11 protein-coding genes are annotated in these 15,017 nt (G+C 60.7%); 5 read left to right on the top strand and 6 right to left on the bottom strand.

Annotation, left to right across the window (positions count from 1 at the left end; translation table 11 throughout):
• Window positions 1–3 precede the first annotated feature (3 nt).
• The 4 genes from RDV48_23690 (at window position 4) to RDV48_23675 (ending at window position 8,837) form a co-directional block, all read left to right on the top strand.
• Window positions 4–5,709 carry a hypothetical protein gene (locus RDV48_23690; protein ID MDQ7825825.1) on the top strand — a complete coding sequence of 1,902 codons (5,706 nt, stop codon included), beginning with the start codon at window positions 4–6 and terminating at the stop codon, window positions 5,707–5,709.
• A gap of 18 nt (window positions 5,710–5,727) precedes the next feature.
• The gene (locus tag RDV48_23685; GenBank protein ID MDQ7825824.1) at window positions 5,728–5,877 is read left to right on the top strand and encodes a hypothetical protein; all 150 of its coding nucleotides are present in this window, start codon (window positions 5,728–5,730) and stop codon (window positions 5,875–5,877) included.
• Entirely contained in the window at window positions 5,877–6,053 is a 177-nt protein-coding gene (locus tag RDV48_23680; protein ID MDQ7825823.1) for a hypothetical protein, read from the top strand. The genes RDV48_23685 and RDV48_23680 overlap by 1 nt, the downstream gene beginning before the upstream one ends.
• A gap of 243 nt (window positions 6,054–6,296) precedes the next feature.
• The gene (locus RDV48_23675) at window positions 6,297–8,837 is read left to right on the top strand and encodes an HNH endonuclease signature motif containing protein (GenBank protein ID MDQ7825822.1); all 2,541 of its coding nucleotides are present in this window, start codon (window positions 6,297–6,299) and stop codon (window positions 8,835–8,837) included.
• 88 nt (window positions 8,838–8,925) lie between these two features.
• On the opposite strand, the gene RDV48_23670 is transcribed toward RDV48_23675, so the two are convergent.
• Window positions 8,926–9,606 carry a hypothetical protein gene (locus RDV48_23670; GenBank protein ID MDQ7825821.1) on the bottom strand — a complete coding sequence of 227 codons (681 nt, stop codon included), beginning with the start codon at window positions 9,604–9,606 and terminating at the stop codon, window positions 8,926–8,928.
• Between the two features lie 208 nt (window positions 9,607–9,814).
• Here RDV48_23670 and RDV48_23665 point away from each other — a divergent pair, with 208 nt between their 5' ends.
• Window positions 9,815–12,049, top strand: a complete 2,235-nt coding sequence (locus RDV48_23665; GenBank protein MDQ7825820.1) for a tetratricopeptide repeat protein — start codon at window positions 9,815–9,817, stop codon at window positions 12,047–12,049.
• Here the strand turns inward: RDV48_23665 and RDV48_23660 are convergent.
• From RDV48_23660 to RDV48_23640, 5 genes are all read right to left on the bottom strand, one after another.
• Window positions 12,012–12,557, bottom strand: a complete 546-nt coding sequence (locus tag RDV48_23660) for a hypothetical protein (GenBank protein ID MDQ7825819.1) — start codon at window positions 12,555–12,557, stop codon at window positions 12,012–12,014. The two genes, RDV48_23665 and RDV48_23660, sit on opposite strands and share 38 nt — an antisense overlap.
• 67 nt (window positions 12,558–12,624) lie before the next feature.
• Window positions 12,625–13,008, bottom strand: a complete 384-nt coding sequence (locus RDV48_23655) for a NifB/NifX family molybdenum-iron cluster-binding protein (GenBank protein MDQ7825818.1) — start codon at window positions 13,006–13,008, stop codon at window positions 12,625–12,627.
• Window positions 13,009–13,111: 103 nt separating this feature from the next.
• On the bottom strand, window positions 13,112–13,522 hold the full coding sequence (locus tag RDV48_23650) for a PadR family transcriptional regulator (GenBank protein MDQ7825817.1): 411 nt from the start codon (window positions 13,520–13,522) through the stop codon (window positions 13,112–13,114).
• Window positions 13,523–13,746: 224 nt separating this feature from the next.
• Window positions 13,747–14,010 (bottom strand): hypothetical protein, encoded by a 264-nt coding sequence (locus RDV48_23645; protein MDQ7825816.1) that lies wholly within the window; start codon window positions 14,008–14,010, stop codon window positions 13,747–13,749.
• A 119-nt stretch (window positions 14,011–14,129) separates the two neighbouring features.
• Entirely contained in the window at window positions 14,130–14,750 is a 621-nt protein-coding gene (locus RDV48_23640; protein ID MDQ7825815.1) for a hypothetical protein, read from the bottom strand.
• Window positions 14,751–15,017 lie beyond the last annotated feature (267 nt).

Genomic DNA, 15,017 nt, shown 5'->3' with positions numbered 1-15,017 from the left:
AGCGTGGGCACCCTCAACGCCGCCACCACCAACGGCGGCATCTGGATCAACGAGGCAAACGGCGTGACCCTCAATAATGTCTCCGCTGGTGGGAACAACAGCGATATCGCCATCAGCGCAGGCGGGAACATGACGGCCACAAGCGTCACCACCTCGGGCACGGGAAGTGATATCGCTCTCACCACCACGGCGGGCGGCACCATGACGGCGACATCGGTCACCACCACCAATGGCAATATCGGTCTCAGCTCGGCCGGCGACGCGAATATCCACCTCGTCACCGCAGGCTCACCGGGAGTCACCGGCGACGGCAACATCTCCATCACCTCGTCAACAGGCGACATCACCGTTGACAACACCGGCAAGATAACAGCGGAAAACGACGGCGTGTGCCTCAGCGCGGCAAACGGCGCAGTCATCAACAACAACGGCGGCGCAGCAGTCCTCTCGAACACGCTGGGCATCTCCACTCAGGATGATATAGGCGCAGGCGGCGCACCGCTCAAGGTGGACGTGGCGCAGATGGGAGCCCAGAGCACGGCCGGCGGCGTGTATATCACCGACGTTGACAGCAATGGAAACGGCCTCACCATCATCAACACGACCTGCGGCGTCAACGGCGTGAGCGCAGGCACCGATGCCGTCATCTCCACCGGCTCAACCCTCACCGTGAACAGCGCCGTCACCGCAGGAAACAACGCCACGGGCGCCGCGGGCGAAGTGACCCTCACCACCACCAACGGAGGCAGCGTCAACGTGAACGCCAACGTCACCGCGGGGACCAACGCCGCGAGCGGAGGCGGAGACGTCACCCTCACCACCGGAAACGGCGGCGACATCACCATCGCAAACAACGCGAATGTCACGGCCAACAACGCCACGGGAGCCTCCGGCAACGTGGGCATCACTACCACCAGCGGCGGCAGCGTCACCGTCAACTCCGGATCGGCCGTCACCGCGGGCGGCGCAGGGATAGGAAACGGCGATGTGACCGTCACCTCAGATGGCGACGTGACCCTCGGCGGCTCCCTCAATGCCCAGAATGACACCGTCACCGTCAACGCGGCGGGAGCCATCGCCTCAACAGGCACCGGCAACAACATCACGGCAGCCACGGCAGACCTCACGGCAGATGCCGGCATAGGCAATGGCAATGCCCTCAACACCAGCGTGGATTCCATCACCGCCACCACCGGCACCGGCGGCATCACCATCGATGAAGCCAATGCCGTGACCCTTACCAGCGTTTCCACCACCGGCGACAGCAGCGGCATCACTATATCGGCCGGCGGGAACATGACGGCCACCAGCGTTACCACCGCCGGTGCCGGAAGCGACATCGCCCTCACCACCACTGCAGGCGGCACGATGGCTGCCACTTCAGTGACGACGGTGAACGGCAATATCACCCTCAATTCAGCAGGGCAGGCTGACCTTACCACCGTCACGGCCGGCACGGCCGGAGGCACCGGTGACGGCAACATCTCCGTCACCACCACGACAGGCGACATCAACGTGAACGGCAATGTCACCGCACTCAATGACGGCGTGTGCCTTAACGCGGGCGGCGCAATAACCAACGGCGGCGGAAAAGTCACCGCGGAAACCGTCGGCCTTGACTCCGACACGGGAGTGGGAACGGCCCTTGCGGCCCTCACCATTGACGCCGCGAACATGGGAGCACAAGGCGGCACAAGCGGAGTCTTCGTCACCGACCTGGACACCGACTCAAACGGCCTTACCATCATCAACACGCCCTGCGGCATAAACGGCGTCTCCGCCGGAACCGATGTGACCATACAGACAGGCGCCACACTCACCGTGAACAGCGCCGTCACCGCAGGAAACAACGCCACGGGCGCCGCAGGCGATGTCAATCTCACCACCACCTCGGGCGGCAGCGTCAACGTGAACGCCAACGTCACCGCGGGAGCCAACGCGGCAAGCGGCGGCGGCGATGTTTCTCTTGGTACCGGCAACGGCGGCGACATCACCATTGCAAACAACGCGAATGTCACGGCCAACAACGCCACGGGAGCCTCCGGCAACGTGGGCATCACTACCACCAGCGGCGGCAGCGTCACCGTCAACTCCGGATCGGCCGTCACCGCGGGCGGCGCAGGGATAGGAAACGGCGATGTGACCGTCACCTCAGATGGCGACGTGACCCTCGGCGGCTCCCTCAATGCCCAGAATGACACCGTCACCGTCAACGCGGCGGGAGCCATCAATTCGACAGGCACCGGCAACAACATCACCGCCGCCACGGCAGACCTCACGGCGACGACAGGCATCGGCAACGGCAACGCCCTCAACACCAGCGTGGACAGCATAACGGCCACCACCGGCACCGGCGGCATCACCATCGATGAAGCCAATACCGTGACCCTCACCAGCGTCTCGACGACAGGCGCCGGAAGCGGCATCACAATAAGCGCCGGCGGAAACATGACAGCCACAAGCGTCACCACCTCTGGTGCGGGAAGCGATATCGCCCTCACCACGACAGCAGGCGGCACCTTGACGGCGACGTCCGTCACCACCGCTGATGGCGATATTGGTCTCAACTCAGCCGGCGATGCAAATATTCACCTCGTGACCGCGGGAACGGGCGGGCCCGGGGCCGGCAACGGCAATATCTCCATCACCTCGTCAACAGGCGACATCACCGTTGACAATACAGGCAAGATCACCGCCCAGAATGACGGCGTGTGCCTCAGCGCGGCCAACGGCGCCTTCATCAACAATAACGGCGGTGCAGCGGTCCTCTCAAACACGCTGGGCATCTCCACTCAGGATGACATAGGCGCAGGCGGCGCACCGCTCAAGGTGGACGTGGCGCAGATGGGAGCCCAGAGCACGGCCGGCGGCGTGTATATCACCGACGTTGACAGCAATGGAAACGGCCTCACCATCATCAACACGACCTGCGGCGTCAACGGCGTGAGCGCAGGCACCGATGCCGTCATCTCCACCGGCTCAACCCTCACCGTGAACAGCGCCGTCACCGCAGGAAACAACGCCACGGGCGCCGCGGGCGAAGTGACCCTCACCACCACCAACGGAGGCAGCGTCAACGTGAACGCCAACGTCACCGCGGGGACCAACGCCGCGAGCGGAGGCGGAGACGTCACCCTCACCACCGGCAACGGCGGCGATATCACCATTGCCAACAACGCAAACGTCACGGCCAATAACGCCACGGGAGCCTCCGGCAACGTGGGCATCACCACCACCAGCGGCGGCAGTGTCACCGTCAACGAAGGCTCCACCGTCACCTCAGGCGGCGCAGGCGTCGGAAACGGCGATGTGACCGTCACCTCCAACGGTGACGTGACTCTCGGCGGCTCCCTCACCGCGCAGAACGACACCGTCACCGTGAATGCCGCCGGAGCCATCGCCTCTACAGGCACCGGCAACAACATCACGGCAGCCACGGCAGAACTCACGGCGACGACAGGCATCGGCAGCGGCAACGACATCAACACCAATGTGGACAGCATCACGGCCACCACCGCCACGGGCGGTATCACCATCGACGAGGCCAACGCGGTGACCCTTACCAGTGTCTCAACAACCGGGGCGGGAAGCGTCATCGCCATCAGCGCCGGCGGGAACATGACAGCGACTTCCGTCACCACCGCAGGGGCGGGAAGCGACATCGACCTCACCACCACCGCAGGCGGCACCATGAACGCCACCAGCGTCACCACGGCCGACGGCAATATCACTCTCAATTCGGCTGGGCAGGCCGACCTTGCCACCGTCACGGCAGGCTCACCCGGAGGAAGCGGCGACGGCAACATCTCTGTCACCACCGCCTCTGGCGACATCAACGTGAACGGCATGGTCACCGCCGAAAATGACGGCGTGTGCCTGAACGCCGCGGGCTCCATCACCAACGGCGGCGGCCAGGTCACCTCGTCCATCCTGGGCGCCACGGCAGGTACCGGCGTGGGAAGCGGCATCGCGCCTCTCATAGTGGACATCACCACCCTTGCCGCTGATGGCGGCACTGGCGGCGTCTTTGTCAATGACATCGATCTCGCGGGCAACGGCCTCACGATAACGGCCACGACCTGCATCCCCGCAGGCGGCGTCACGGCAGGTACCGACATCGAGATCGCCACGGGCGGCACACTCACCATCGACACCGCAGTGTCGGCAGGGAACGCGGTGCCCGGAGGAAACGGCGATGTCACCCTTACGACCAACGCAGGCGGCGACATTGACGTGAACAACTCTATCACCGCAGGAGCAGGCGGAGGAACCGGCAACGTGACCCTGAACTCCGATGCGAACGTGACCCTGGGCGGCAGCATCACCGCCGAAGGCGACACCGTCACCATCAACGCCGATGACTCCATCACCCAGGACAATGCCGCCGCTGCTATCACAACAGACACGGTGCACCTTAACGCCACCAACGGCGATGTCGGCACGGTAGCGAACCATATCAACACCAACGTGAACATCCTCACGGCAAACGCAAACGGCGTCCCCGGAACCCCCGGCACCGTCTTTGTCGATGAAGCCGACGGCCTTACCATCGGCGACGGTAGCACCGGCATCACCGCCAGCGGGGACGTGGGCATCAACTGCACCTTGGGCGATATCACGCTCACCAACGAGATAAGCGCCGCAGGGCAGACCGTGAGCCTCCACGCCTTCGGCGGTTCGATTGTTGACGGGAACGGCGACGCGGTGAACGTGACGGCCGCCGATGTGACCTTCGAGGCGCAGAACGATATAGGCACTCCCGGCGATGACGTCACGCCCGCTGATCCTATCGAGACCGATGTGACCAACATGGCGGCTGTGGCCACGACAGGGAGCGTCTACACCAACGAGCTGGACACCACGACCGGTGACGGCCTCACCGTAGGCCCTGTGGTCATGACCTCCTGGAACTACCCTCTGGGCGGTGTCACCGCCGGCACCGACATCAACCTTGCGGCGGAAAGCGGAGATCTCACGATAAGCGACCTCAACGCCAATCACGACGTGACGGTGACGACGCAGAACGGCTCCATCCTGAACGCCACGCCGGGCCAGATAGCCATCAATTCCGATCATCACGTGAACAATATCACCCTCGAGGCCAATGGCGGCTCAGTGGGCACGGCAGCACAGCCCATGATCGTCTATATCCCCGGCGGCACTGTCACGGCCACGTCAGACGGCGGAACAGGCAATGTCTATCTCGTGATTGTCGCACCAGGCCCAGGGCCGGGACCCATTCCTCCCGAGCCGCCGACGCCCACCCCGCCGGTGCCTCCCACTCCGAACCCGCCGGAGCCCACTCCGCCGGTACCGCCCACTCCGAACCCGCCGGAGCCCATCCCGCCGGTGCCGCCCACGCCTGTGCCCGACAACGGGAACCTGAACCCGTTCCCCTACCCGCTTGAGCAGCTCATCATCACGCTCTCGACGATTGAGTACGAGATCAACCAGCTCCTCTACCCGACCGATCTCCTCAACACCGGCGACTACGTCCAGTATATGATAACGACCCTCTACGGCAGCGAGGCCAATTACAGCGCCTATGCAGGGACGGTCCTCTCGGCGGGAAACATGCCCTTCGTGATTATCCCGCTTGTCGATAAGTCGCAGGTCCACGACGGTGACTACTCGATCTACAAAGACTTCCTCCTCAGGAAGAGAACAATCCCCAAGGAAGCGGAGAACACGCAGACCTCGGGGAGGTAAGGAGCGAAGAAAAGATACATGAAGAGGAGCCCGGGAGGCTCTTCTTTTTTTTTGCCGCCGCACCAGGCATCTTCCGCCAGGGAGCAGCGTCTTTCACTCACCCTCCGGCATGAGAAGCGGGGCGGGAAAAGCGGCGCCTTTACCAGCGCGAGGGAGGTTGAGTTCTGATGGGCCGGGGGAAAGTGGTATCGGTGAATATCAGTGAAGCCAAGGTGCTTGCCGTGGGCCCCGGGGAGAAAGCCCTTTTTGATGACATAGCAATTGACGTGAATTATGCCTGCGTAACTCACGGGAAACGCTGGCATGCCGGGGGCAGGTTAAAGATATCTGACATCTCCACGTAGATTAAAAGATATCGGAAGTTTTAGCATGGAGGCTCCCGGCGGCAGACGGGAGCTGAAGCCCATGGAAAGGGGCCCGGTCCTTCGCTGGCTTGAGCCTAAGGGCCTTCAGAGTCATTTTTACCCTCTTCGCCCCTTCCAGGCCCTCAGGAGGCCATCCTGCGACGTCGTTTTATCTTTGCGGTGAATGGGTTTTTGATGGGTGACCTGTTTGATATTTTTTCTTTGATATGATACAATGGGGTTATGGATACACATGAGACCCAAACAATCTGTGATCTGTTTCTCCCCGATGAAGAGGAGCTTCTTTACTTCAATGATTCTTTGTCTTCTCAGGACTGCGAGGATATGCTCCTCCTCCCGGAGCCTTATGAGTTCCCCGAGAAAACCTCATGCAGGCCGGAGCACCTGGTCAAGATCACAAGGGAAGGCCTCATCCCCGAAGCCGAAAAGCTCACGGAGGAGATCTCCTTCGGCTCCATCGACAGGGATGAGCGGGCAGAGCGCATCGATTTTCTACTTTGTGAGGCAGTCCGCGGCCGCCTGGCGCTTGACCTTACACTCGGTGGCCTTCTCGTCACTCTGAAAACGAAAGGGGTTGGGGAGTTGGGATACCGCTCCATGGGGACCTTCGCCACGGAGCATCTCTCGTTCTCGGGGCGCACCGCGTCGGAGCTGATGCACAATTATGAGCTTCTTCGGAACCTGCCTCTCACCCGGGAGGCTTATCTGCAGGGAAAAATCGCGAAGAGCGCCTTAAGGCAGCTCTCAAGGGTCATCACCCCTGAGAATGAGTCCTGGTGGCTCGCCATTGCAGAGGGGCGCTCACTCTGCGGCCTCGAGAGGGAGGTGAAGAAGTCGCTCGCCGAAGGGAAAGCCGGCTCGACTGCCCCTTCCGGCGTGAGCATGGCGGGCGGGCAGGCCTTCGAGGCCGGTGAGAATACTGCAGCGGCTCATGGCTCTTGTGCTGAGGGAGCGATGGATTCAGCATCAGGCGCGGCGGATTCCGCTTGCGGCCCACTGAGCGATGAATCGCAATGCACCGGGGACGAGGGCACGATGATGCATTTCAGCGTGTCACCATCACTTGCCCTCACCTGGGACTTCGCCCTCTCGCTTTTCCGGGACAGGGAGCACTATGACGGGCCCCTTTCTGGGTTTGTCGAGGCGCTCCTCGCGAACTTCATGGCCTCAGGGAAAATCGCTCCAGAGCTTCCGGCGCTTGATGCCGAGGGGAGCCGCCCCCTCTTCTCCCGGGTGCCTCTTTTAAAGAAGCGGATGGGCAACCGCCGCATCAGCGATCCCGACGAGATCACCGGGCAGGGCGGCGAGGGAGGGGCCGGTGAGACTCCGTGGTCATCACCCTGGAGCATCTTCTTCCCGTCGTGGCTGGAAGAGGCCCGGCCGGGAAGAGGCGCCGGGGTCTCCGCCAGGGCTGTTGCGGACCGCCTCATCAAGGCCGCCTCAATCCGCCAGAGGCTCGACGTGGCCACGGGGATGCTCCTGCGGGCGATGGATGCGAGGCAGCTCCAACGCCTTCTCGGCTATGAGTTCATCGAGGACTACGCCGGGGAGCGGTGCGGCTTCTCGATGGCCCAGACCCGCCAGCTCATTAAGCTCGCCGAGGGCTTCCGCCGCCATTCCCTCACCGAGGATGCCTTCAAGCAAGGCGTCATCACCAGGGAGCAGGCCCGCCTCATCCTCCCCGTGGTGGACTCCAGAAACGAATCCCAGTGGATTGCCTATGCGGCGAGCGTCCCCACCGTTGACCTCAGGGAAGAGGCGGGGCGCATCGCCAGGATCCTGGAGTATGACTGCCTTGCCTCACACAATTATAAGATTCTTCCCGGATTCCGCTATGTCACCGACGAGAGATTCCATGACCTCTCTTCGGAGGTGCAGGTCCTCATAATGAGCGGGTCCTGGTACACAGGCCCCTCGCTCAATCCTTCGTGGCCTCTTCGGGCAGACGATGAGGAGCTCGTCGCTTCCCGGGACAGGCGCTTTGAGAAGCCCTGGAAATATTTCGGCGATGTGGAAGAGATGATGGCCTCCGAGGCCCAGATGAAAATTGAAAAAAATTCGCGCCTGTGTGCGGGCCTCGGAGACCAGGCGGGGAGTGATCATCGGTATGCAGGGGCATGCAATGGGAAGGAGCAGGCACCCCATGGGTGCCAGAATCCCATGTGCTCCTGCCATCAGTCACTGGAAAAAGCCCTGCGGATCTGCACCATTCCTCGCGGCGAGAGCCCCGAGGAGGTATTTCTCAGGGACGTCATCTCTTCACTGGACCCCTCCCGTGCAGTGAAGGGCGCCATGACGATCAAGTTCTTCCTCCCCCGGGAGCTCTATGAGGTCTGGAACCTCGCGGCCCATGCCTTTCTCAGCCGCCTCTCCCAGGCGGAAGGCGCCGGGAGCCTCATCAGCCCTGAAGAGAAATTTCTTGCCGCCCTCCTGGCGGACTACCTTGTCACTGAGGGAAGCTTGAAAAAAGCGGCACATCATCACAGGATCCTCAAGCGTGACCGGTTCCGCTGCCAGGCCCCGGGCTGCCGCTGCCGCAAAAACCTCCATGTGCACCATATCATCAGGCGCTCCCAGGGGGGCACCGATGACGAGTGGAACCTCATCGTGCTCTGCGAGGCCTGCCACCTCCACCTTCTCCACGGCCTTCGGACCCTCACCGTGCGGGGCAGGGCGCCCCATGACCTTACCTTCACCTTCGGCTCCCCCTCGGAAGGGACGCCCTTCCTGGTGTATGGGAACGGCACAAGAAAGCGGCTCTGAGCAAAAGCCCGTATTGCATGGGACTATGCCGCGCTCTTGAGGAAGGCTTCCCAGCAGGAGGCCAGGGGAAAAGGGGAGCGGTCACTCTTCACAGGCCTTCGGCGAGGGCCCTTATCGCTTTCCTGGCGCACTCACTCTGCGAGGACCTTATTGCCACGCGGCTCCGTGAGCGCCTCATTATCTCCTCGGCTTCCTCTATGTTCTTCGCGGCGCCCTTCAGGACCATGATGACGGCGGCGCACATCGCTGAGCGGCCGTAGCCTTCCGCGCAGTGGACCAGCATGGCCCCCCCGGCCGGCAGGACATGCCTCATGGCTGCCACGAAATGATCGGTCCCCGGCGCAGAGCCGTCAAGCGTGGGTATCAGAATATACTCTCTTCCCTTCATCACCTCGGCATGCTCATAATGCTCCGCCGTCATATCGACGATGACCCTGACCTCCTCAGGCACCTCGCCGGGGAGCGGAAGCCTCCCCAGGAACAGGCCGGGAGCCACCTCGTGGCAGGGCGGCTCGGGCCGCAGTGCCCTGAGGATATGCCACATGAGCCAGATAGTGAGCAGAAAGGGAAGAAGCACGATAACCCTGAAAGCACCGAGCCTCCCGTCGCGCCTCTTGCCGAATATGAAGCCGTTTCTCGTGAAATATGCCACTGCGACGGTCATGAACGATGCGGAAGGCCACAGGAGAAGCATCGAGACGCCGCCGGGATTGAAGGCATAGACTGCGCAGAGAAGAGAGACCGCGGCGAAAAAGACTCCGTAAAGCATGGCACCGCCACCCCAAAGGTCATGTTTCATGGAGTGTTCGACAGAAAACCGGCCTTACCTGGAACGAGGCTCCCGCCGTATTCACAAAAATGCATCTTTCTGCTACAATATACTCCGGAGCAGAAATGACCCATCATTATATCCCCCGGTATAAGGTGCGTCGTGCTCCCGTTGGAATGCAAGCAATCCCTCACGCTTCCAGGAGGCCATGAAACACCGCGGAATAGTGCTCGCCCTTCTGCTCCTCGTCCTTGTGAACTTCATCGCCTTTTCGCCGTCGCTGGGCAACGGGTTCATCAACTGGGACGACGAGTTCCTTGTCACCGAGAACCCCCTCATCAGGGATCTCTCCCTGAAAAACATCACCGCCCTCTTCACTCCCATGGCAGGGCAGCACTACATCCCCATGATCCTTCTCTCTTTCTCTGTTGAGCATCATTTTTTCGGGCTGAATCCCTTTTATTACCATCTCACGAACGTGATCCTGCACCTGATCAACATCGTGCTCGTCTTTTTCCTGATCTGGCTGCTCGACGGCAGAGTCCTCACGGCTTTCCTTGCCGCCATGCTCTTCGGCATCCATCCCCTCCGCGTCGAGTCGGTAGCCTGGGTCTCGGAGAGAAAGGACCTCCTTTACGGCCTGTTTTTCCTGGCCTCCCTGATCTGGTACGTCCTCTGGCTGAAGGAGCAGAAAGGGATCTGGTATGCCCTCTCGCTGGTATTTTTTCTTTTCTCCCTTCTTTCCAAGACCATGAGCGTCACGCTCCCTTTCCTGCTGCTGCTGCTGGATTACCTGTTCCAGAGAAAGATCGGGAGAAAAACCCTTGTGGAGAAAATCCCCTACCTCGTGCTGGCAGGGGCCCTGGCGGCACTTCTGGTCCATTCCCTCTATTCCGGCAGTGCGGTGAAGGAGAAAATGGTCTTTAACGCGGCCCATAATATGCTGCTTGCCGGCTACCTTCTGCTTTTCTATCTCGGGAAGATCATGCTCCCCCTGGGGCTCTCCCCCGTGTATCCCTATCATGAAAGCATAGAGCAGATTCTTCCCCCTCACTGCGGCCTTTATTTCGCCATCTCATTGTCAGCCACCGTGCTGATCCTCATCGCGGCGGGACGTTCCAGGCGCCTGGTCTTCGGGTGGCTCTTTTTCCTCATCACCATCTTTCCCGTCCTCCAGCTCGTGCCCACCCTGGGCCGCGAGCTCACGGCCGACAGGAATACCTATATCCCCTCAATCGGGATTATCTACCTTGCATGCGAGGGCCTTACATGGCTTTATGCCACCGCAGCTCCACGGGGCAGAGCCCTCAGGGCGGCCCTTACGATTGCGGTACTCGCGGTGATTTGCCTCTTCGGATCCATGACCTGGCACATGTGCGCGGTCTGGAAGAACGGCCTCACCCTCTGGTCCGAAGTGGTGCGCTGCTATCCCCGGAGCTTCATAGGCCATCACTTCCGCGGTACCTGGCATGTGAACCAGGGGAACCTCGATGAGGCGCTGAAAGATTTCGATAATGCCGTGGCGGTGGCACCTGCCAACCCTGAGCCGTTCCTTGCCCGCGGGAAGGTATACGTGATGAAGGGAGACAGCGCCAGGGCCCTCGCGGACTTCAATGAGGCAATAACGCTCAGGCCGGATTTCGCCGAGGCATATTTCGAGAGGGGGAATCTCCTCTCACGGCAGGGAGAAGGGGAAAAGGCCCTGGAGGACTTCAGCAGGATCATCGCCATTGCCCCCCGCAGGCCCGAGGGATACTGCATCCGGGGCGACTGCCTGAGAAGCCTGGCGAGGCATGATGAAGCCCTCGTCGATTACGGGAAAGCCCTTGAGCTTGACCCGTCATTCCCTGCAGCCCTCAAGAGCCGCGGGAATCTCTTCTATGGGAGGGGCGAATATGACAGGGCCCTCTCTGACTACGAAAAGGCCATAGCCTTGGGAAAAGATGAAGCGGAGGTGCATTTCAACTGCGGGAATATCTGCCTTGCAGGAGGCAGGCCTGAAAAAGCTCTCAGCCACTATTCCGCCGTGATAAAACTGGAACCGGAGTCCGCCATTGCCTTTACAAGGCGCGGTGATGCGTGGAGAGCGGCAGGCGACGCCGAAGCTGCCCTTACAGACTATGCGAGGGCCCTCGCACTTGATCCCCGTAGGGCCGAGGCATACAACGGCAGGGGTACAGTCCATGGCGCCCGGAAGAACTATCGCCCGGCTATCGATGACTTCAGCAAAGCCCTGGAGCTCAATCCCCGCCTGGCCGATGCCTTCAGGAACCGCGCCATCACCTATTTCCAGGTCGGGGATTTTACGCGGGCCCATGAGGATATCGCCGCATTCATAAAGCTTGGCGGCAAGGCGGACCCCCGTCTCCTCAGAGACATTGAAAGCAACCTGAAGAAAAGCCGCCCTACTTTGGAGGCACCACCAGGTAAACATGGCCCGTGATCGCGGTGAACATCACGTAAGTCCCTGCAGGGAAGGTCTCGGGAACCCATCTCCTGGCCGGGTTGGGAAGTGACAGGCTCTCAGCCAGCGTGCCGCAGAGGAGGCCCGAATCGCCGAATATGACCTTGCAGCCCCCCTTGAACCTGATGGACTGACCGGTCCCTTCCACCTTGAGCACCGCGTCATCAGCGAGGGTCCCCTCTTTCACAATACCCTGCCAGGCGAAAGTGACCTTGGTGCCCTTTTTGAAGGTAGGGCCCGGGGCTATCCCGGGAACACCGAGGGCCGTATCCTGTGCAATTACTCCCTGTTCGACCTGCCTCTCCCCATTGAGTTTCACTTTCGTGCCGCCGGCGAACATCAGCTTCGTGCCTTTCCCCGCTATGGGAAGGGCCGTGTCCTTGTCAAGCTTGAGATCCTCTGCAGCGGCGGGACAGGCACGGGCAAGTCCAAGCCATAACAATGCAAAGGAAAGTGCCACAAAGAGAAAAAAGGTTCTGCTCCTCATCTCACACCTCCCGTTTATCCTTTTATTCGGCGGTCCCCCGGGAGGTCCTCCAGTGGTGATTATGTCGTCAGTTATGCTCTGGCGTATGATGATGGCCGCAGCCATGGTGATTATGGCCGCCACATCCGAGACCGGAATCCTCGGCCTTGCCCTGGAGCCAGGCTTCCGTCACATGGCGCACGTCGCCTGAGAGACCCCGCACCACGCTGATCCCATGGCGCTCGAGGATCATGCGGGCTCCTTCTCCCATGTTGCCTGCCAGCATGACTTTAACGCCCCTTTCGACAAGATGAGGCACAAGCTCGCTCTTGCAGCCGCACCCCGGCGGGGGAACAAGATTCTCCTCGCCCGTGATGACTTTCTTTTCGTCAATAGTGAAAATGGTGAATTGCTCGCAGTGGCCGAAATGGCTGTCCACCTCGTGTCCTGCAGTGGGAAGTGCTATTTTCATTACAGTGCTCCTTTCATGTGCTTTGCTGATTCAATGGAATCACCCGTCGGACTTTTCATAACCTGCATTCTTCTCCTTGCCTTCGCACCAGCCTGTCCTCAGGTCAGGCACCTCTCTCGGCCCGGCCCCGGCAGGCAGCAGCACAGCCTGACTGTAACCTTTTCAGTGAGAGGGCAATATCTGAAAGAAGGGCGCTCCACTCGGCAAGGTGCTCCCACCCTGACTCGGTGAGCCGGTAGATATGCCGTGCCGGGCCCGTACCCTCCATATCCCATGACGAATCTATCCTGCCGGCGGCCTCAAGCCTCTGGAGCGTCCTGTACACTACCGCCACATCCAGACCGCCATGGGTCACCGCATGCTTCTGTGACTCCCTCGCGATGACATATCCATGAGCTTCACCCAGCGTAGCCAGCGAGAGAAGTATGATGGGCTCGGCATACCGGTAAAGGTTCCCCATCTCGCACGAACAGTGACGGCCTTCATTTCTTGCCCTGCACTGGCGCCTGCCCATCAATCTTTTTCTCCATATATATGTTAGTTGCATATATTTTACCACAAGAGCATCGTCATGTCAAGAAAAAGACAGATACCCTCGATGCCCTTCAGGAAAGCCTTTAAAGCCGGGCCCTCTGCAGGAATGAAAACAGGAAGGCCCTTCAATATTTCTTGAGAAGGACCTTCCTTCGCTGCACTCTCCGGTTCTCCGCCTTGTGTCAAGGCGGCACCCGCCTGTTCCTAGCCCTGGCCCCCATTCTGTGCCGGGTTCTGCTGTGCCTGCTGGAGAAGTTGCATAATCACCATGAGAAGTTCCGCTGTCTGAGAATCCGAGCCTCCTGAAGAGGACTTGCTTCCGCCCGTAAGCGAATCAATGCCATTTGTGCCTCCCAGGCCTGAGAGGGCCGAGGCAGAACCGCATGAACTCCCGGCGCAGCTTCCTGCGCTGCACCCTCCGGAGCCCATTGCCCCGATTTCACCAATCCCGTCAAATAATCCTGACATTTCCATGCCTCCCTTTCTGGCTGTTAAACTTCACTCCTTATTGCGCCAATCGTTGAAATCTGCAGACTCAAAAAGGGTCCGAGGAACCCAAAGCCGGTAAACCTCGAACCCCTGAAGCCTTAATCCTTCTTCGGCGGAGGAGGGGGTCCGCCACCGGGGCCGCCCTTAGGGCCAGGAGGGTTGCCATGGCCGGGACCGCCCTTGGGGCCCGGAGGATTGCCGTGGCCGGGGCCGCCTGCGGGACCCGGAGGATTGCCGTGGCCGGGGCCTCCCGCGGGACCCGGAGGATTGCCGTGGCCGGGGCCTCCCGCGGGACCCGGAGGATTACCGCGCCCGGGACCTTCGCCGGGTTTGTCTCCGGCGGGGCCAGGAGGGCCGTCATCGCCTGCAGGACCCTGCGGGCCATTATCACCAGGCCGCGAGCACTCGGGCGGCTGTGAGCCTGCTTCCCCCACCGGCGCCGCGCCGCCCGACTCTCCGCCGCCTCCTCCGCCTGATTCCCCGCCGCCTCCGCCTGAGCCTGAAGGCTGCTGCTGCTGCATCTGCATAAGCATCTGGAGCAGCATCATGAGAAGCTCGTTCTCGCTGCCGCCCTGCTTCCCCGAGGAGCCGAGAAGTGAATCGAGGCCGCTCATTCCGCCTCCCATCCCCATGGAGCCCATGCCTGAGAGGGAGCCGAGGCCTGAAGGCATGCCGCTCGTGAACCCGCCGCCCGAACCTACCAGTTTGATTGCATCCATTTTACCATTACCTCCTTATTTTAAAGCTTGCTTGTCCTCTATCCACCTCAATAATACCAGGGTCTGCTTACAAAAAGCCCAAAAAGAGCCCATATAATTCTCAAAAATGTGTCCGGGAGAGAAACTTTTTTGCCATTCTGTTAAATTTCTCCCTCCAGGGGGGATACCCCAGGGAGAAACAGAATGGCAACATTTTTTACACACCAGTGCAATATTTTTGAGAAATGTTTGAGATCGCTTTGAGATCGTTATGGTCCCGCTCCGCTA

The sequence above is a fragment of the Candidatus Eremiobacterota bacterium genome, from assembly GCA_031082125.1.
Classification (GTDB): Bacteria; Vulcanimicrobiota; CADAWZ01; order CADAWZ01; family Ess09-12; genus Ess09-12.
Note: the sequence above shows the minus strand (reverse complement) of the source record. Positions and strands in the feature narration are given on the sequence as shown.

Excerpts from the sequence above, each read along its gene's own strand:
- RDV48_23685 (MDQ7825824.1), top strand. The coding sequence starts at position 5,728 with ATGAAGAGGAGCCCGGGAGGCTCTTCTTTTTTTTTGCCGCCGCACCAG.
- RDV48_23680 (MDQ7825823.1), top strand. The coding sequence starts at position 5,877 with ATGGGCCGGGGGAAAGTGGTATCGGTGAATATCAGTGAAGCCAAGGTG.
- RDV48_23675 (MDQ7825822.1), top strand. The coding sequence starts at position 6,297 with ATGGATACACATGAGACCCAAACAATCTGTGATCTGTTTCTCCCCGAT.
- RDV48_23670 (MDQ7825821.1), bottom strand. The coding sequence starts at position 9,606 with ATGCTTTACGGAGTCTTTTTCGCCGCGGTCTCTCTTCTCTGCGCAGTC.
- RDV48_23665 (MDQ7825820.1), top strand. The coding sequence starts at position 9,815 with ATGAAACACCGCGGAATAGTGCTCGCCCTTCTGCTCCTCGTCCTTGTG.
- RDV48_23660 (MDQ7825819.1), bottom strand. The coding sequence starts at position 12,557 with ATGAGGAGCAGAACCTTTTTTCTCTTTGTGGCACTTTCCTTTGCATTG.
- RDV48_23655 (MDQ7825818.1), bottom strand. The coding sequence starts at position 13,008 with ATGAAAATAGCACTTCCCACTGCAGGACACGAGGTGGACAGCCATTTC.
- RDV48_23650 (MDQ7825817.1), bottom strand. The coding sequence starts at position 13,522 with ATGGGCAGGCGCCAGTGCAGGGCAAGAAATGAAGGCCGTCACTGTTCG.
- RDV48_23645 (MDQ7825816.1), bottom strand. The coding sequence starts at position 14,010 with ATGTCAGGATTATTTGACGGGATTGGTGAAATCGGGGCAATGGGCTCC.
- RDV48_23640 (MDQ7825815.1), bottom strand. The coding sequence starts at position 14,750 with ATGGATGCAATCAAACTGGTAGGTTCGGGCGGCGGGTTCACGAGCGGC.